This is a genomic window from Bradyrhizobium sp. CB1015 (assembly GCF_025200925.1).
Lineage (GTDB): Bacteria > Pseudomonadota > Alphaproteobacteria > Rhizobiales > Xanthobacteraceae > Bradyrhizobium.
Window position 1 is genome coordinate 485,333 of record NZ_CP104174.1, and the last position, 17,902, is coordinate 503,234.

Consider the following 17,902-nt stretch of genomic DNA (forward strand, 5'->3'; position numbering starts at 1 on the left):
GCCGCGCAATGCGCGGCTCGGCCGTCGATGGGGGTCGTGAAGAGCGTGCGCGGTTTAGGCGCGGTCGCTGTAGGCGAGCTTGACGATGTGGTCGCGGATGTCGGCCGGCCAGTCGGCGATCAGCGAGGTGAAGCGTCGCCGGTCATCTGCGAATAGTGCGCGCGAAGCTTCCTCGAACTGCGGCAGATCGCCGGCCATGGTCGACATGAAGTGGTAGGCCGCATCGCGCGCCTGCCGCTCGCGGTCCTTGTCGCCGCTGGCGCGCCTGGCTCCGTCGACGAGCTTGCGCAGCGCGACCGAAGCGCCGCCGGCCTGCGCGTTGAGCCACTCCCAGTGCCGCGGCAGCAAGGTGACTTCGCGCGCGACCACGCCGAGTTTCGGCCGGCCCCGTCCGCGCGGCTCTGCGGGCGCTTCGGTCGCCTCCGCCGACGGCGAGGCAAGCTTCGCAAGCCGTGCCAGCACCTCGCGGTCGTCACCGCGCAGGTCGAAATCGATCGACCGGCCCGTGCCGTCGTCGAAGATGATGATCGGCTGGTCCAGCGGTTGCGTCGCCCGCTTGACGGCAAGCGCAACATCGCCCGCCGTGCCGGAGGCCAGCCGGCGCTGGCCGGCGAAGGCTGTGTAGGTCCCTTGCATTGGAATCATTGCCATATTGATCGCGTTGCCGGCTTAATACCCGGGTAAATTCTCGGCGTCAATATACCCGGGTGAAAATAACCGCAGCGACGGCTCGACAATGTGTTCCCGGGCTGGCACCAACGGCGCGGCCAATCGACCACGCCCAAGTCCAAGTCTAAGCCTTGAGGACCCCGCGATGCTGACCGTTCACCACCTCAACAATTCCCGCTCGCAGCGCGTGCTGTGGCTGCTCGAGGAGCTGGGCGTGCCTTACGAGATCGTGCGCTATCAGCGCCAGCCGGACCTGCGTGCGCCGAAGGAGCTGCGCGCCATCCACCCGCTCGGCAAATCGCCCGTCATCACCGATAACGGCAACACCATCGCCGAGTCCGGCGCGATCATCGAATATCTCGTCGCCACCTATGGCAATGGGCGGCTGATCCCCCCGCCGAATACGCCGGAGCGGCTGCGCTACACTTATTGGCTGCACTATGCGGAAGGATCCGCGATGCAGCCGTTGCTGCTCAAGCTGCTGTTCACGCTGATGCCGAAGCGTGCACCGGCGCTGCTGCGCCCGCTGGTGCGCAAGGTCTCCAACCAGGCGCTGACCGCGCTGGTCAATCCACAGATCAAGCAGCACATGGATTATTGGGAAAGCGAGCTTGCGAAGAGCGAGTGGTTCGCCGGCAGCGAGTTCACCGCGGCCGATATCCAGATGAGCTTTCCGCTCGAAGCCGCCCAAGCCCGCGGCGGGCTCGAGCAGGGCCATCCCAAGGCGATGGCGTTCCTGGAGCGCATTCACGCCCGGCCTGCGTATGCGCGCGCGTTGGAGAAGGGTGGGCCGTATCAGGTCGGGCGGTAAAGTCTCTATCCAGTCCTTCCGGGGGGGCAGGTTACTGCCCGGCCGCCTCCGCGCCGCGCGTGCGCGGGTCGGGCGCGCCGAGCGGTCCGTTCGGCGTCACCAGAATCGAGTTGGCCGACGTCTGCCCCATCGGCTCGACGACGAGGTGCCCCATCGCCTTCAGCTCGAGCAGCACGCCCTCGGGGAAGCCGCGCTCGACGCGCACTTCATCCGGCAGCCATTGATGGTGCAGCCGCGGCGTTGCCACGGCAGCCGCAACATCCATCTTGTAGTCGAGCACGTTCACGATCACCTGGAGCACGGTCGAGATGATGCGGCTGCCGCCGGGCGAGCCCGTCACCAGCACCGGCTTGCCGTCTTTGAGCACGATGGTCGGCGACATCGACGAGAGCGGACGTTTGCCGGGTCCGGGCAGATTGGCCTCGAAGCCGACGAGGCCATAGGCATTGGAAGCGCCGACCGCCGCGGTGAAATCGTCGAGCTCGTTGTTGAGCAGCACGCCGGTGCCGTCGGCGACGAGGCCGACGCCATAGCTGAAGTTCAGCGTGTAAGTGTTGCTGACGGCGTTGCCGCGCGCATCGACGACGGAAAAATGCGTGGTGTTGCTGCCCTCACGCGGCGTGGCAGAAGCAGACGCGAGCTCCTTCGAGGGTGTGGCGCGTTCGGCAGAAATGCCTGCGCGCAGCTTGGCGGCATAGTCCTTCGCGATGAGAGTCTCGATCGGCGCGTTGACGAACGCGGGATCGCCGAGATAGCGGGCGCGGTCGGCATAAGCGCGCTTCATGGCTTCGATCAAGAGATGCAGCGACGCCGCCGATCCCTGCTTCAAATCAGAAAGCGAAAAGCCTTCGAGGATGTTGAGCGTCTCCATCAGCACGACGCCGCCGGACGATGGCAACGGCATCGACACGATGTCGTAGCCGCGGTAGCTGCCGCGCACCGGCGTGCGGACGACCGGCTGGTAGGCCTTGAGGTCGGCCGGCGTCATGATGCCGCCCGCATCGGTCACAGCCTTGGCGAGTTTATCGGCGACCGGCCCCTCGTAGAATCCGCGCGGCCCCAGTGCGGCGACGGCCGCCAGCGTTTCGGCGAGATCGCCCTGCACCAGCCGATCGCCTTCGCCCAGCGGCGTGCCATCCAGACGCGAGAAGATCTTGGCCGAGGAAGGCCAGCGTGCCAGCCGCCGGTGCCAGCTCGGCAGCGTATCGGCCATGTCGTCGCTGACGATGAAGCCATCGCGAGCGAGCGCGATCGCCGGTGCCAGCAGTTGCGCCAGCGTGAACTGACCCGAGCCGTATTTGTCGAGCGCGAGCGCGAGGCCGGCGACGGTGCCGGGCACGCCGATGCCGAGCGCGGAATCCCGTGACCTCGTCGCGTCAGGCTTGCCGTCGGCGCCGAGGAAGATCTGCGGCGTGGTCGCGGCCGGCGCGGTCTCGCGATAGTCGATCGTGATGTCTTCATTGCGGTCGGTGGAATGGATCACCATGAAACCGCCGCCGCCGATATTGCCGGCGCGCGGATAGGTCACCGCCATCGCAAAGCCGGTCGCGACCGCAGCGTCGATCGCATTGCCGCCGCGCCGCAGGATGTCGGCGCCGATCTGCGCGGAGATCTTCTCCTGCGCCACCACCATGCCGTGCTCGGCGGCGACGGCGCGCACCGCCTCGCGTGCTGGCGGGACATAGCCCGTCCGCGCATCCTGAGCGGCCGCCGGCGTGAGAGCGAACGCCAGACTGGCAATGACCGCCAAAAAGGTTCGCCGTGTTGGATATGACGACATCATCGAAATTTCCGTCGCGCGCTCGATCCGGTTCACACCTGTCACGGTAATGCTATACGGTTTGCGCCGAGAGAGACAAAACTGTTCGTGATGAGGACTGCGTTATGACGACGATTGCCCCGGATGTGCGCATGGCGGGCGCGCAGCGGTCCTATCCGCCGCGCGCCGCCGTCGTCAGCTGGATCTTCTTCGACTGGGCCGCGCAGCCCTACTTCACGCTGATCACGACCTTCGTGTTCGCGCCCTATTTCGCGACCAGCGTGGCGCCAAATCCCGCCACCGGGCAGTCGCTGTGGGGCTTTGCGATGGCTGCGGCGGGCCTTGCGATCGCGCTGCTGTCGCCGGTGCTGGGAGCGATTGCCGACGCGGCCGGCCGCAGGAAGCCGTGGATTGCGGGGTTCGGTACGGTGCTGGTGCTGGCATCCTGCACGCTATGGATCGGCAAGCCCGGCGATGACGCCGTCATTGCCCCGCTGCTCACGGCGGTGGCGCTCGCCAGCGTCGGCGCGGAATTCGCCACCGTCTTCAACAATGCGATGATGCCGACGCTGGTGCCGCCGGAACGGATCGGACGGCTTTCCGGCACCGGCTGGGCCACGGGCTACATTGGCGGCATCGTCAGCCTGATCATCGTGCTCGGCTTCCTCGCCGCCAATCCCGAGACCGGCCGCACGCTGCTCGGCTTCACGCCGTTGTTCGGGCTCGACCCCGTCACGCATCAGGGCGATCGCGCCGCCGGCCCGCTGACCGGGCTGTGGTTCATCATCTTCGTGACGCCGATGTTCCTGTTCACGCCGGATTACCCGGCGAAGCGCCCGTTGCGCGAGGCGCTGCGCGAGGGCCTGTCGGAGCTGAAGCAGTCGATCAAGAGCCTGCCGAGGCAGAAATCGCTGGCGGCATTCCTGCTCGCCAACATGATCTACACCGACGGCCTGGTGTCGCTGTTCGCCTTCGGCGGCATCTATGCCGCCGGCACCTTCGGCTGGCACACGATCCAGATCGGGACGTTCGGCATCATGCTCGCGATTGCCGGCGCGCTCGGCGCATGGCTCGGCGGCAAGCTGGATGATCGTCTCGGGCCGAAGCGCGTCATCGCCGGCAGCCTGCTGGTCCTGCTGCTGTCGGTGGCCGCGATTCTTCTGGTCGACAAGGACAGTGTGCTGTTCGTCAAGACCGCGGCGCCGCAAGCAGGCGCTCCCCTGTTCTCGAGTGCGGCCGAGCGGGCTTATCTGGTGCTGGGCTGTCTGATCGGTGCAGCCGGCGGCCCGCTCCAGGCCGCCTCCCGCACGCTGCTGATCCATCTCGCACCGAAGGATCGCATCGCGCAATATTTCGGCCTGTTCGCGCTGACGGGAAAGGTGACGTCCTTCATCGGCCCGCTGCTGATCGGCATGGTCACCGCGCTGACCGCAAGCCAAAAGGCCGGCATGGCCGTGCTGGTCGTGTTCTTCGTTGTGGGATTGGGCCTGTTGATGCGGGTGCGGGAGTCGTAACTCCCGCCGTTGTCCTGTAGCCCGGATGGAGCGTAGCGCAATCCGGGAAACCTGCTGACGCGGAGGCGCTGACCCGGATTGCGCTGCGCTCCATCCGGGCTACGCAGATCGTGTCAGTGCCTGAAGTGCCGCGTTCCCGTGAACACCATGGCGATGCCGTGCTCGTCGGCGGCCTTGATCACCTCGTCGTCGCGCATGGAGCCGCCGGGCTGCACCACGGCGGTGGCGCCGGCTTCGATGCAGGCGAGCATGCCGTCGGCGAACGGGAAGAACGCATCCGAGGCCACCACCGAGCCCTTGGTGAGCGGCTCGGCGAGCTTCAGCTCGCTAGCAGCATCCTGCGCCTTGCGCGCGGCGATCCGCGCTGAATCCACCCGGCTCATCTGGCCCGCGCCGATACCGACGGTGGCGAGATCCTTGGCATAGATGATGGTGTTGGACTTGACGTGCTTTGCCACCCGGAACGCGAATTTCAGGTCACGCATCTCCGCATCCGTCGGCGCGCGCTTGGTCACGACCTTGAACGTCATGTCGTCGACCACGGCATTGTCGCGGCTCTGCACCAGCAGACCGCCCGCCACCGTCTTGGCGGTCAGGCCCGGCGCCCGCGGATCGGGCAGGCTGCCGGCGAGCAGCAGGCGGAGGTTCTTCTTGCCGCCGATGATCGCGATCGCTTCCTCGGTCGCGTCGGGTGCGATGATGACCTCGGTGAAGATCTTGGTGATCTCGCGCGCGGTATCGGCATCGAGCGGACGGTTCATCGCGATGATGCCGCCGAAGGCCGAGGTGGAATCGCAGGCCAGCGCCCGGCGATAGGCCTCGACGAGATTCGAACCCTCCGCGACGCCGCAGGGATTGGCGTGCTTGACGATCACGCAGGCCGCGGTGCGCTTGGCGTCGAACTCGCCGATGCATTCATAGGCCGCATCGGTGTCGTTGATGTTGTTGTAGGAGAGCTCCTTGCCCTGGAGCTGCCGCGCGGTCGAGACGCCCGGGCGCTTGTCGGGGGTCGCGTAGAATGCGGCGGTCTGGTGCGGGTTCTCGCCATAGCGCAGCGACTGGATCAGCCGGCCGCCGAAGGCGCGGAAGTCGGGCGCGTCGATCTCGAGCTGACGGTTGAACCAGTTCGAGATCGCGGCGTCATAGGCCGCGGTGCGGGCATAGGCCTTTGCGGCAAGCCGCCGGCGCAGCTTCAGCGTGGTCGCGCCCTTGTTGGCGGCGAGCTCGTCGAGCACGGCCTGATAGTCCTGCGCCTCGACCACGACAGCGACGTCGTCATGGTTCTTCGCGGCGGCGCGGATCATCGCGGGGCCGCCGATGTCGATGTTCTCGATGCAATCCTCGAAGCCCGCGCCTTTGTCGACGGTCGCTTCGAACGGATAGAGATTGACGACGAGCAGGTCGATCGGCGCGATGCCGTGCGCCTTCATCGCCTCCGCATGCTCCTTGTTGTCGCGGATCGCGAGCAGGCCGCCATGCACCTTCGGATGCAGTGTCTTGACGCGGCCGTCCATCATCTCGGGAAAGCCGGTCAGCTCGGAGACGTCCTTCACCTTCAGGCCGGCCGCGGCGATCGCTTTCGCGGTGCCGCCGGTCGAGACCAGCTCGACATCATGCGCGGCGAGCGCCATGGCGAACTCGATCAGGCCGGTCTTGTCGGAGACGGAGAGAAGGGCGCGGGTGACGCGGCGGGGATGGTCAGTCATGAGCAAGATCCTCTGTTCAGGGAGTGTCTATGCCCAGGCGCGCGGCGGATACGTCCCGCGCTTCCCGATGGTGCTCCATCCAAGGTCGCCAGTCGCGCGAGCGAGCGCTCGATAGCAGCTTTTGGCGTCGCTCTCAACGGGTAGATAGGGCCGGATCGCGCCTGTTTACAACGGAAGTTCCGGCTCGCGCCGGGCGTTGCGGCGGGCATTGGTCACCGCGGGCGAGGCGGTGGAGCGGACAAAGCTCCAGCGGATCGAGGGGGCCTGGCGGGCGTTCTGACGGATCACGATCTGGGCGGTGCGGCGCGGGCCGTCATTGCCGGCCAGGAATACGCTGTCCTCGAGATCGACCTTGTCGTCCAATGCCTCGAAGGTCCAGACGTCGCGGTTCGGCAGCACCAGCATGACGCCGCGCGCATCGGACAGCCGGCTCGCCTTCACCGCCGGATGCAGATGGAAGCGCAGCGCGAAATCGGCATCGGCACCTTTGAAGCGTCCGCCCTGCGGCGGCGACAGCGTGTCTTCGCCGTCGATGCGCGCGCCGTCATTGGCGATCATCAGAACGCGGCGGTGGATCGCGCCGAACTTGCCGAGATAGCCGTCATGCGAGGTCGTCAGCAGCGTGCCGTTCTGCACGATTTCGCGATAGCTCTCGACCTCGACCGGGCCGCTGGTGACGGGCGCGCCGTGCAGGAGCCGCTTCATCGCCGACATCTCGACGAACTGACATGACGAGGTGTCGTGATAGGTCAGCGTCGAATGCGCCGCGGTGCTGCGCGCGAACGGCCGCCAATTGTCGCGGCCCGTGGTCGGCATGCCGCAATTGGTGACGATGCGGCTGATGCCGGACGACAGTTCGAACGACAGGCAGCCGGCATGGGCGTCGTGGCTGACGCCGGCCGGCGGCGGCGGGCCGGTGTCGATGATCACCGTGGTCTGGCCGGCATCGAGGCGCTGAAAGCCGGTATGCGGCATGTTCGCCATCGGCGCGCCGTGGGTGTCGTCATAGGCCAGCAGCGTGGCGAGCAGGTCCGAAGAGGTTGCGCTCATGCCGTTGAACAGGGCGAAATTGCCGTCGCCGTGCCGGAAGAAGCGCAGCATCGGCATCATGCGGTCGATCGCATTGAGCAGCGCCGGCGGCGGCGCGATGTTGCGCGCGGCAAAAGTCTGCCGCAGCGGCAAGAGGTCGATCAACAGTTCGATCAGCGCGCCCGGATTACGCGAGATGTGGCCGCCATCGGGAAGGATCTGCCGCTGCAATTCGTCGGATAGCTTCTTCGAGGCAGTGCGGATGTGACGTGTCTGGTTGGCGAGGCACAGGGACGCATAGCACAGCGCGATCAGCACCTGCAGCTTCGGCACCCCGTCCGGAATGTCGACCATGGTGTAGCGCAGGAAGCGGATCTCGCGCGCAAGGGCGCGCAAGTAGCGGCGGTAGAACTTGTTGTCGGTCTCGTTCAGCACCAGCGGCGCCTGCGACAGCAGCGAGATCACGCGCCGCGCCAGCACGTCGGCGCGGCGTGCGACGGGACGGCGCTTGTTGGCGGGGTTGCCGATCCAGTCCTCGATGAGCGCGCGCGCATTCGCCCGCGTCAGCGCCGTGTCGGCGGCGCGCAAATGACGCAGCCAGCCGAAGCCGAGCAGCGCAACCTCCCAATCCTCAGACGGCGGCTCGAGATCGAAGATCGAGCGGCCGTGGCAATTGACGATCTTGCCGGCGAAGACGAAGCGGCCGGCATAGATCTCGGCGGCGCGGGTCGCATCCGCGGTACGCAGATCATGCGGCGCGATGATCAGCCGGTCGGTGCGGCCGGGCCAGACCCGCGACAGCGCAACGGAACCGCCGCTCGCGCGCGCGAGCATGTTCCGCGCGAAGCGATTCATGACCAGCGTCGAGATACGTCTGCGTTGAGCGACCGACACGCCTTGCCTTGATGGGGGAGAGGATCAGTGACGAATCCTTATTAATCCCAAAATCGGACGTCTGACACCACCTTGAACGGCGCGAATCAGCGTCGTGGTCGCAAAATCCAGTGCAAAATCAGGATTTAACGAGCCGGGCCGCGAAAAATCCGTCGAGCCCGCCGAGCCTGGGATCGGCGTTCGGCAGATGGCAGGGCAGGGTGCGCAGGTCGCCGTCCCGGTTGAGGATTTCGTCGAGGCCCGCAACCTCCGAGGCCACGATCGGGACGCGGCGAAGCGCGGGCTCGGCGGTGAGCAGTGCCGCCACGGCCTGCTCGCCCTCCTCGGGTTCCAGCGAACAGGTGCAATAGACCAGCGTCCCGCCAGGCTTGAGCAGCGAGATGGATTTCTTCAGCAGCCGCTGCTGGAGCGCGGCCAGGGCGACGATGTCGGATTCCTGCCGCAGCCATGCGACGTCGGGATGACGGCGGATCGTGCCGGTCGAGGTACAGGGCGCGTCGATCAGAATACCGTCGAACGCCTCGGCCGGGCCGGCCCATTCCACGGCGTCAGCGACGACGGTCTCGGCCTGCAGCGACAGCCGCGCCAGGTTTTCGCGCAAGCGCGCCACCCGGGCGGGCGAGCGGTCGATCGCCGTGACCTGCGCGCCTGATAGCGCCAGCTGCGCGGTCTTGCCGCCGGGGGCGGCGCAGAGATCGGCAATGAACTTGCCCTTGACGTCGCCGAACAGCCGCGCCGGTAGCGCGGCGGCGGCGTCCTGCACCCACCATTGTCCTTCGGCGAAGCCGGGCAGCATGGTCACCGAACCGTGCAGCAGCATCCGCACCGTTCCCGTCGGCAGCGTCTCGCCATGCAGGCGGCTCGCCCATTGGGCGGGATCCGATTTCACCGTGAGATCGAGCGAAGGCTCGTGGCCGAGCGCCGATGCCATGTCTCGTGCGGTCGCCTCGCCATAATGCGCGCTCCAGCGCGCGAGCAGCCATGGCGGCAGATCCAGCGATTGCGTCGCGACTTCCTCGACCAGCGCCTTGCCCTCGCGCGCGCAGCGGCGCAGCACGGCATTGACGAGGCCGGCATAGCGCGCGGCGCGGCGGTCGGATTGCACGAGGCGGACGGAGAGATCGACCGCGGCGTGATCCGGCACGTCCATCCAAAGGATCTGCGCGGCGCCGATCAGAAGCGAGCTCTGCGCGCGCGGCGCATCGGAGGGAATGCCCTTGTCGAGCAGGCGGGACAGCACATGGCCGAGCGTGCCGAGCCGGCGCAGCACGGTGGCGACCAAGCGCCGCATCAGCGCGCGGTCGCGATCGGCCAGCGTCTTCAGTCCGGGATGGGCACCGCCGCCGTCGAGCTGGTCGTCGAGCGTACGGTGCTTGTGCAGCACGCCGTCGACGATATCGGCGGCAATCCGTCGCGCCGCAAGGCCGGGCACTTCGGACGGAGGGACGAAACGTTGAGATGGCATGCGGAAGCAAGGTTCTGAACGAGCGGCAGTTCCGCCGCGATGGGCGCATGCCTTGAGACGGCGATCTCTGACACGCGAATATGCCAAATGTAAGAATCGCTTGCGGGTTTTTCAGCGCTCTGAGCCGATTTCAGGAATGCGTTATTGGGCATCGCGTCGCGCCCGGTCCTGCGCTAGAAAGCGCGGCGATGAGTGACCCTGTTCCCGATCGCAAACCGCTGTCGCCGGCCGCCCAGCGTGCGCTGGCCGAGGCCGAGGCACGCCGGCAGTCTGCGGCCGCCGAGGCCAAGGACGAGACCAAGGCGAAGGAGTTGCAGGGTCCGCAGGGGCCCGAGCCCACCCGCTACGGCGATTGGGAGCGCAAGGGCATCGCTTCCGACTTCTGAGGCTCTTGCTTACTTAACCTCTCCCGCTTGCGGGAGAGGTCGCGCCGAAGGCGCGGGTGAGGGCTCTGTCCTCTTGGGGGTTCTCGATTGCGGCGACACCCTCTCCCCAACCTTCTCCCGCAAGCGCAGGGTTATTGCATTTGAATTTTGCGGAGGCCGTCATGCCCGGGCTTGTCCCGCCTGCGCGGCCGAAGCCGCTTCGGCGAGGCGAAGGCCCGGGCATCCACGTTCTTTGTGCTGCGTGGAAGGGCGTGGATGGCCGGGACAAGCCCGGCCATGACGCCGTTGCATCGGAGGCAGAACTCGTCCCGGTCGTCACAGGTAATTGTGCTCTCGCAAGTAGCGGATGATACGTTCGCAGGCCGCCTCGCTCGACAGCTCCGAGGTGTCGACGGTGATGTCCGGCGCCAGCGGCGCTTCGTAGGGGTGATCGATGCCGGTGAAAGCCGGCAGCTCGCCCGCCCGCGCCTTGCGATAGAGTCCCTTGGGATCGCGGCGCTCGCATTCGGCAAGTGGGGTCGCGACGTGGATCTCGATGAACTCGCCCGCTTCGAGCCGCTGGCGGGCCAGCTCGCGCTCGCTGCGGAATGGCGAGATCAGCGCCACCAGCGCGATCAAGCCGGCATCGACGAACAGCGCCGCGATCTCCGCGACGCGCCGGACGTTCTCCGTTCTCTCCGCATTGGAAAAGCCGAGATCGCGGTTGATGCCGTGACGAAGATTGTCGCCGTCGAGCAACGCGGCATGGCGCCCGAGCTCGGCAAGCCGGCTATCGACGAGATTGGCGATGGTCGATTTGCCGGCGCCGCTCAGCCCCGTGAACCAGAGCACGCAGGGCCGTTGCTGCTTCAGCCGGGCCCGCACAGATTTGTCGATCGCAAGCCGCTGCCAATGAATGTTGGTGGCGCGGCGGAGCGACATGTCGATCATTCCGGCTGCGGCGGTGCGATGGGTGATCGGGTCGATCAGGATGAAGCTGCCCATGTCGCGGTTGTCGCGATAGGCCTCGAACACCAGCGGGCGGTCGAGATCGAGATGGACATAGCCGATCTCGTTGACGTCGAGCGTGGTGGCGCTTTCCCGCGCCATGGTGTCGATGGCGATCCGGTGCTTGAGCGTCGTGATCACCGCGCCGGTCGAGGCGGTGCCGCACCGGAGCAGATAGCGCCGGCCGGCGACCATGGCCTCGCCATCGAACCAGACGAGATGAGCCGCGAGCTGATCCGATACCGGCGCTGCGGATCCGGCGGTCAGCACGTCGCCGCGGCTGACATCGATCTCATCAGTGAGCGTGAGGGTGATGGACTCGCCCGGCCCAGCGCGAGTGCATTCGCCGGCGGGCGTGAGAATACGGGCGATGCGGGTCTGGTGTCCCGACGGCTGCGCACGAACTGCATCGCCTACCGCGATCGTTCCGCTCGCGGTCCGTCCGCAGAAGCCGCGGAAATCCGCATGCGGCCGGCTCACCCATTGCACCGGCAGCCGGAACGGCTGCTGCGAGACGTCCCCGGCCACGTCCACGGCTTCCAGATAGGTCGTAATGGTCGGCCCCGTGTACCAGGGCATGCGCGCGCTCGCAGCGACGATGTTGTCGCCGTCGGGCGCCACGACCGGGATGCACTGGACCTGGGAGATCCCGAGCTGGCCGGCCATGGTCAGATATTCGGCAGTGATGGAAGCAAAGCGATCCCCGTCGAATCCGATCAAGTCCATCTTGTTCACGGCGAGCACGACGTGGCGGATACCCAGCAGCGACAGGATGTGGCTGTGGCGCCGCGTCTGCGTGATCACGCCCTTGCGCGCGTCGACCAGCACCACGGCGAGGTCGGCATTGGAAGCACCGGTCGCCATGTTGCGCGTATATTGCGCATGTCCCGGCGTGTCGGCGACGATGAAGCGGCGCAGCTTCGTGGCGAAGAAGCGATAGGCCACGTCGATGGTGATGCCCTGCTCGCGCTCGGCCTGCAACCCGTCGACCAGCAGCGCGAAGTCGAGGTCGCCGCCGGTGGTGCCGGCGGTTTTGCTCTCCAAGGCGAGGGCGTCGAGCTGGTCGTCGAGCAGCGTCTTCGAATCGTAGAGCAGCCGGCCGACCAGCGTGCTCTTGCCGTCGTCGACGCTGCCGCAGGTGACGAAACGCAACGTCGGCCGATCGTCCTGATCGAGCCGCGGCGCATCGGTGGCGGCGATCGTCGGTGCCTCGTGATAGGACATCAGAAATAACCTTCCGCCTTCTTGCGCTCCATCGATGCGGGCCTGTCCCGGTCGATCATGCGTCCCTGTCGTTCGGAGGTGCGCGACGCCATCATCTCATGCACGATTTCGGGCAGGGTTGCCGCCGTCGAGCTCGTTGCGCCGGTGAGGGGATAGCAGCCCAGGGTGCGAAACCTGACGGAGCGCCATTGCGGCTCTTCGCCAGGCTGCAGCGGCATCCGGTCGTCGTCCACCATGATCAACGCGCCGTCGCGCTCGACCACGGGGCGCGAAGCTGCGAGATAGAGCGGCACGATCGGGATGTCCTCGAGCAGGATGTAGTCCCACACGTCGATCTCGGTCCAGTTCGACAGCGGAAACACCCGCATGCTCTCGCCGGGTGCGAGCCTTGTGTTGTACAGGCCCCACAGCTCCGGCCGCTGGTTCTTCGGATCCCAGCGATGCGCAGCGCTGCGATGCGAGAACACGCGCTCCTTGGCGCGCGACTTCTCCTCGTCGCGCCGCGCGCCCCCGATCGCGGCGTCGAAGCCGTAGAAGTCCAGCGCCTGTCGCAGCGCCTGCGTCTTCATGACGTCGGTGTAGCGGGCCGAGCCGTGGGTGAAAGGGTCGATGCCCTGGCTCAAACCGTCCTTGTTGCTATGGACGATCAGGTCGATGCCGAGCTCGCGCGCGCGGCGATCCCGAAACGCGATCATCTCGCGAAACTTCCAGGTCGTATCGACATGCAGCAGCGGAAACGGCGGCTTGCCGGGATCAAAAGCCTTCATCGCCAGATGCAGCAGCACCGAGGAGTCCTTCCCGATGGAATACAGCATGACCGGCTTGCGGAACTCGGCCGCCGTCTCTCGCAGGATGTGGATGCTTTCCGCCTCCAGCCGTCGAAGATGGCTTGTGGGGCTGCGGGGCGCAGGCGGCTCGCCGGAGGCGCTGCGCACCGGCATATCCGTCGTGGTGGAATCGGTCAGGCCGGTCATGCGGCTGTACCCAGGCGGTCGCCGAACAGGCGTACGGCGGTGTCGGCGTCCAGCGAGAGGTCGCCGATACAGGCCGCGACCGAGGCGCGATACATGTCGTCGATGCCATAACGCCCGATGAGTTCGAGCTGGGCCTCGCTCAGCGAGGTCGTCTTGCGGCTGCGGTAGCGATAGGCGGTGTCGGATCCGTGCAGGCCGACCACGGTATAGACGTTGGGCTCGCTGAGGAAGGTGACGCCCGAGCCTTTCGATTCGATTTGTCCGCGCTCCCTCCAGTCGGTGACCGCGCTCTCGGTGTAGCGGAGGCCGAGGCCGAGCCGGTCGAACAGCTTTCGTACCGATCCGGTGGCGTCCTTGCTGGCTTCATAGACGTAATGCGTGATCGGCACGCCGTGACGCCGCGCATAGCTCTCGACGCGAAGCGCGTTCAACGACGAGATCACGTAATTCTGGATCAGGCGATCCTGCGGAACGCGGTCCGACCATTTCTCGAGCCAGGACGCGAGCGAGCTCGCGGGGTCGCGGTCGAGCATGATCATGTGGAGCTTCTCGGCCGGCCAACCGGCCTCGATCAGCGGCTGGAGCGGCAGGAACAGGCTTTCGGCCAGCACATAGGGCCCGGCCATTTCCTTGCTGAAGATATGCGGCTGCTCGGAAGCCTGCGGCACGGCCCAGGGCTCGCCCGCGTTTCCAAGGAGCCGGTGGCGCAGCACGACCTTCACCGGTTGGAAGTAGGAGGGCATGCCGGCCACGCCGAAAAGATTGGTGAGCGCCGTCGAGCCCAAGCGGCAGCGCCCCCATGCGCAGTAGAGCGTCGGGAAGTCATCAGGCGACCGGTTCCGGAAGGCCTGACGGAGGCAGTCCCGCACCTCCCACATCAGCTCATCGAGCGCCGCCGGCCTGTTCTGGTACATGCCGTCCGGTACCAGAACCATCGTGTCGAGCGAGAGATGGTCACGGCGCACGAGATCGGCCAGGCGATCGGTTTCTTCGACGGACGTCGTGATGGTGCTCATCTGCGAACCTTTCGGGTTGAGGATCGAATCGACCACGGTCTGCGCGCGGCGGGTGTTGATGTCGATGGCGGCGGCGTAGAAGTGCGTCCCCTTGGTGGGACCGCCGACCGCATAGACGTTCAGATGCGGATTGCCGTGGCGGTCGTGGACGCGGCCGTCGTCGTAGCCGCAGCGGATCCCGCCGGCCGCGTCGAATGCAACGAGCCCCTGCCGCTGCATGTCCTGGTAGAGCGGGCTGGCTACCAGCCGGTAGGACGGTCCTGTCGCGTCGATGACGTAGTCGACGTCGCGGCGATCGCCATCGCCGAGGATCGCGTGAAAGCGGTTGCCGATGCCGATCACGTTGCGCAGCCGGGCGCGGGCCGAGAGCCTGCCCGCTCGCAACAGGTCGCGGATACGGATCGCGTTCTCCAGCGGCATTGCCGAACGGTTGCGGAGCCAGCCGGAATTGTAGACGTCCATGAAGCGAATCTTCTCGGCTTCGCTCATCCGGCTCCAGGCGTCGCACATGACGTCGATGACGCTGACGAGATAGGAGTGCACGGAGGGCTCGCCGCTTTCGGCGCGAGCGATGTTGTGCTCGAGGTCGGCCAGGGCGTCGCCGCCGCCGTTCCGGCGAGACAGATCGCAGCGGATCCCGGTGGTCTCCAGCAGCAGTTCGGACAGGCGCGCGGCGAAGGCGTCGGCTTCGATCCGCGCCCGGCGGGCCACGTAGCGATGCAGGGCGTCGCGGAAATCGCTTGTGATGGCGGGAATCGCCACCGGCTGCACGGTCGGAAACAGGCCGCTTCTGGAGAAGCACGTCATTCGGACGTCGTGGTGGGTCTTGGCCAGCGCAACCGCGGTGTCGACCGCGCTGAGTCCGCTTCCGATGATGCCGACCTCGACGCCGGCACGATCGGCAAAACTGAAGTGGGCATAGGGATCGCGGATGTAATTCGGGTTTGCGGCCAGACCGTAGTGGTCGTCCGGGCCGTTGTGGCCGGTACAGAGCACCAGCACGGACGAAATATGCGTGATGTTGCGGTCGGTCGTCAGCAGGACATCGCGGTCCGACGAGAACCGTATCCGGACGATTTCGGCATGTTCGACATGAACGGGCAGGCCGATGCTCCGGCACTGTGCAATCGCGGCCAGTCGCACCGAATCGAGATAATCCCTGTAGACCATCCGCGGCAGATGCGTGTTGCCGTGGCAGCTGAGGCCGCGGGCGCGAAGCCAGCGCAGAAACTCCTCCGCATCGTTCGGGCGGATCGACATTGTCGACGGCTTCATATTGAGCAGATGGCGATCGCTCTGCGTGCGATAGGCGATCCCGCCGTCGAAGCCCGACTTGTCGAAGAGCTGGATTCCGCTGACGGCACCATTGTCTCGTCCCGAAGCGGCGAGCTCCGCCAGATGACGCAGGACCGTGATGCCGGTTGCGCCGCCGCCGACAATGCTGATGATCATCGCTCAATCCCCCTGTTCACCATGCTTGACCCAGGCGCGAGCGGGGGCTCGGCGTGGGGGCCTCCCAAAGCCGTTGGTTGTTCGACGCGTCAGAAAGTTGACTTGCGGCCGGCCTCAGGTCGGCTGCATGACGTGCGGGACCTCAGGCGGCCCGCACTGTGTCGAGGAACTTTGCGACCTCGCTCTTGAGGCGGCCGCTCTCGGTCGAGAGTGAGCGCGCGGATGCCAGAACCTGCGTCGAAGCCGAGCCGGTGGCACTTGCGCCATGGCTGACCTGGGCGATCTTGTCTGCGACCTCGACCGTGCCCTTGGCGGCTTCGCTGACGTTGCGTGCGATCTCGGCGGTTGCAGCGCTCTGTTCCTCGATGGTTGCCGCGATGGTCGTCGAAATGTCCGAAATTCTGGAGATCGTCGCGCCGATCTCCTTGATGGCGCCGACCGAATCTTCGGTCGCCGTCTGCATGCCGGCGATCTGTGCGCCGATCTCGTCGGTCGCCCGCGCGGTCTGGGCCGCCAGCGCCTTGACCTCGCTCGCCACCACGGCAAATCCGCGACCCGACTCGCCGGCGCGGGCCGCTTCGATGGTGGCGTTCAGGGCCAGCAGGTTGGTCTGCTCCGCGATCGCGGTGATCAGCTTGACGACGTCGCCGATCCGGCCTGCGGCCTTGAGCAATTCATTGATCCGGGCGTCCGTGCGCTCCGCCTGCTTCACGGCTTCGCCGGCGATGCGGCTGGCGTCATGGACCTGACGGCCGATCTCGACGACAGATGCGCTCATTTCCTCGGCGGCCGATGCCACGGCTCCGACGTTGGTGGAGGCTTCCTCGGAAGCCGCAGCCACCATCCCGGAGAGCTGCTCGGTCTCTTCCGCAGTCCCCGACAACGTGCCGGCGGCGGATTCGAGTTGCTGCGAGGCGACGGAAACCGAGTTGACGATGCCGCCGACTGCATCCTCGAACGCACCGGCCAGCCGGATCATCTCCTGTTTGCGCCGCGCGGCGGCTGCGGCCTCCTGATCCTTCTGCTCGGCTTCCATCTGCTCGATGCGGATGAGATTGTCCCGGAAGGTGCGGGCCGCGCGGGCATTGTCGCCGACCTCGTCGCCGCGGGCGGTATAGGGAATTTCGACGGCCTTGTTGCCGCCGGCCAGCTGCAGCAGCACGTCGCCGATGCGACGGATCGGCCGAGCGATGTTCAGCACTGAAAACAGCGCCGAGCCGGCAAGGACCAGGATCACGAGAACACCGACGGCGAGGCTGACCGTGGCGGTCTGCTCGAGCGCGGCCATCAGCTGGCTTTGCCGAAGCGCCATGAATTCGTTGTTGGCGGCGACCAGCTTGTCGACGCGCGTGGTGATGTCCGTGGCGGCCGGAAGTACCTTTTCCTGGAAAATGCGGCTCTTGGTTTCCTCGGCCTTCGCGGCTGCGCCCGTGGCCGACTTGTAGCGCCCGGCGAGTGCGGCGAGCGCGTCGATCCCATCGGCGACATCCTTGTCGCTGGCGGCCTGGCGGACCTGTTTCAGGACACGGATCATGGCGTCGGCGCGCCCGGAGACACGGTCCTTCTGCTCAACCTCTCCTATTGCCGTGAAATGCCAGTTCGCAGCGCTGACCGCCTTGAACAAGGCGTCGGCTTCCCGCAACCCGACCTCGACGGTGAGACGGTTCTGCGATGCCGCGACGGTGGGTGAAGCAAGCAGCTTGTCGAGAGCCTTGTTCCAGGCCTCCTCGATCTGGTTCGCGGCGGCGAACTCGGCGACGGCCGAGCCGCGCGCCTCGCTGAGCTCGTTGGCCGCCTTCAGGGCGGCCTCGAGCAGGACCTTCACCTCGCGGCAGAGCTGCTTGGCTTCGGCGCGCCGGGATCGCTCCAATGCGGCGTCAATTTCGGTCGTGGCATTGGCGATGGAGCGGCGCAGCGTGTCGAGATGCCGGGCGAGCACGTCGGCGGAGGATGCGGATCCGATTTCCGCCACGGCGAGCCGTGCGCGGGTCATTGCTGTGCATGTTCACTAATTCG

The 17,902-nt window shown here is 66.5% G+C and carries 12 protein-coding genes and 1 riboswitch; of the genes, 3 read left to right on the top strand and 9 right to left on the bottom strand.

Going from position 1 to position 17,902, the window contains the following annotated elements; translation table 11 throughout:
• Window positions 1–54: 54 nt before the first annotated feature.
• Window positions 55–651 (bottom strand): DUF2239 family protein, encoded by a 597-nt coding sequence (locus tag N2604_RS02260; protein ID WP_260373593.1) that lies wholly within the window; start codon window positions 649–651, stop codon window positions 55–57.
• Window positions 652–814: 163 nt separating this feature from the next.
• On the opposite strand from N2604_RS02260, the gene N2604_RS02265 reads away from it, so the two are divergent.
• Window positions 815–1,480 (top strand): glutathione S-transferase family protein, encoded by a 666-nt coding sequence (locus N2604_RS02265; RefSeq protein ID WP_260373594.1) that lies wholly within the window; start codon window positions 815–817, stop codon window positions 1,478–1,480.
• A 31-nt stretch (window positions 1,481–1,511) separates the two neighbouring features.
• On the opposite strand, the gene ggt is transcribed toward N2604_RS02265, so the two are convergent.
• Window positions 1,512–3,263 carry a gamma-glutamyltransferase gene (gene ggt / locus N2604_RS02270; RefSeq protein ID WP_260373595.1) on the bottom strand — a complete coding sequence of 584 codons (1,752 nt, stop codon included), beginning with the start codon at window positions 3,261–3,263 and terminating at the stop codon, window positions 1,512–1,514.
• 101 nt (window positions 3,264–3,364) lie between these two features.
• On the opposite strand from ggt, the gene N2604_RS02275 reads away from it, so the two are divergent.
• Window positions 3,365–4,753, top strand: a complete 1,389-nt coding sequence (locus N2604_RS02275; RefSeq protein ID WP_260373596.1) for an MFS transporter — start codon at window positions 3,365–3,367, stop codon at window positions 4,751–4,753.
• Window positions 4,754–4,866: 113 nt separating this feature from the next.
• Here the strand turns inward: N2604_RS02275 and purH are convergent, their stop codons facing one another.
• From purH to N2604_RS02290, 3 genes are all read right to left on the bottom strand, one after another.
• Window positions 4,867–6,459: a bifunctional phosphoribosylaminoimidazolecarboxamide formyltransferase/IMP cyclohydrolase gene (gene purH / locus N2604_RS02280; protein ID WP_260373597.1), complete on the bottom strand. Its 1,593-nt coding sequence runs from the start codon at window positions 6,457–6,459 to the stop codon at window positions 4,867–4,869.
• Window positions 6,460–6,483: 24 nt separating this feature from the next.
• Window positions 6,484–6,565: riboswitch (ZMP/ZTP riboswitch) on the bottom strand.
• Window positions 6,566–6,624: 59 nt separating this feature from the next.
• The gene (locus N2604_RS02285) at window positions 6,625–8,343 is read right to left on the bottom strand and encodes a heparinase II/III family protein (protein WP_260373598.1); all 1,719 of its coding nucleotides are present in this window, start codon (window positions 8,341–8,343) and stop codon (window positions 6,625–6,627) included.
• A gap of 157 nt (window positions 8,344–8,500) precedes the next feature.
• The gene (locus tag N2604_RS02290; RefSeq protein ID WP_260373599.1) at window positions 8,501–9,847 is read right to left on the bottom strand and encodes an RsmB/NOP family class I SAM-dependent RNA methyltransferase; all 1,347 of its coding nucleotides are present in this window, start codon (window positions 9,845–9,847) and stop codon (window positions 8,501–8,503) included.
• Window positions 9,848–10,035: 188 nt separating this feature from the next.
• On the opposite strand from N2604_RS02290, the gene N2604_RS02295 reads away from it, so the two are divergent.
• Window positions 10,036–10,233, top strand: a complete 198-nt coding sequence (locus N2604_RS02295; RefSeq protein WP_260373600.1) for a DUF1674 domain-containing protein — start codon at window positions 10,036–10,038, stop codon at window positions 10,231–10,233.
• Between the two features lie 315 nt (window positions 10,234–10,548).
• Here the strand turns inward: N2604_RS02295 and cysN are convergent, their stop codons facing one another.
• The 4 genes from cysN to N2604_RS02320 form a co-directional block, all read right to left on the bottom strand.
• Window positions 10,549–12,444, bottom strand: a complete 1,896-nt coding sequence (cysN, locus tag N2604_RS02300) for a sulfate adenylyltransferase subunit CysN (RefSeq protein WP_260373601.1) — start codon at window positions 12,442–12,444, stop codon at window positions 10,549–10,551.
• Window positions 12,444–13,385, bottom strand: a complete 942-nt coding sequence (cysD, locus tag N2604_RS02305; RefSeq protein ID WP_260376411.1) for a sulfate adenylyltransferase subunit CysD — start codon at window positions 13,383–13,385, stop codon at window positions 12,444–12,446. The genes cysN and cysD overlap by 1 nt, the downstream gene beginning before the upstream one ends.
• 29 nt (window positions 13,386–13,414) lie before the next feature.
• Window positions 13,415–15,886, bottom strand: coding sequence for an FAD/NAD(P)-binding protein (locus N2604_RS39380; protein WP_311739824.1), 2,472 nt, complete (start codon window positions 15,884–15,886; stop codon window positions 13,415–13,417).
• A gap of 142 nt (window positions 15,887–16,028) precedes the next feature.
• A complete protein-coding gene (locus N2604_RS02320; protein WP_260373602.1) occupies window positions 16,029–17,879 on the bottom strand; it encodes a methyl-accepting chemotaxis protein in 1,851 nt (616 codons plus the stop codon).
• Between the last annotated feature and the right edge of the window lie 23 nt (window positions 17,880–17,902).

Bases quoted from the DNA above. Each gene is read 5' to 3' on its own strand.
- cysN (WP_260373601.1), bottom strand. From the start codon at position 12,444: ATGTCCTATCACGAGGCACCGACGATCGCCGCCACCGATGCGCCGCGG.
- purH (WP_260373597.1), bottom strand. From the start codon at position 6,459: ATGACTGACCATCCCCGCCGCGTCACCCGCGCCCTTCTCTCCGTCTCC.
- N2604_RS02285 (WP_260373598.1), bottom strand. From the start codon at position 8,343: ATGAATCGCTTCGCGCGGAACATGCTCGCGCGCGCGAGCGGCGGTTCC.
- ggt (WP_260373595.1), bottom strand. From the start codon at position 3,263: ATGATGTCGTCATATCCAACACGGCGAACCTTTTTGGCGGTCATTGCC.
- N2604_RS02265 (WP_260373594.1), top strand. From the start codon at position 815: ATGCTGACCGTTCACCACCTCAACAATTCCCGCTCGCAGCGCGTGCTG.
- N2604_RS02290 (WP_260373599.1), bottom strand. From the start codon at position 9,847: ATGCCATCTCAACGTTTCGTCCCTCCGTCCGAAGTGCCCGGCCTTGCG.
- N2604_RS02295 (WP_260373600.1), top strand. From the start codon at position 10,036: ATGAGTGACCCTGTTCCCGATCGCAAACCGCTGTCGCCGGCCGCCCAG.
- N2604_RS02275 (WP_260373596.1), top strand. From the start codon at position 3,365: ATGACGACGATTGCCCCGGATGTGCGCATGGCGGGCGCGCAGCGGTCC.
- cysD (WP_260376411.1), bottom strand. From the start codon at position 13,385: ATGCCGGTGCGCAGCGCCTCCGGCGAGCCGCCTGCGCCCCGCAGCCCC.
- N2604_RS02320 (WP_260373602.1), bottom strand. From the start codon at position 17,879: ATGACCCGCGCACGGCTCGCCGTGGCGGAAATCGGATCCGCATCCTCC.
- N2604_RS39380 (WP_311739824.1), bottom strand. From the start codon at position 15,886: ATGATCATCAGCATTGTCGGCGGCGGCGCAACCGGCATCACGGTCCTG.
- N2604_RS02260 (WP_260373593.1), bottom strand. From the start codon at position 651: ATGGCAATGATTCCAATGCAAGGGACCTACACAGCCTTCGCCGGCCAG.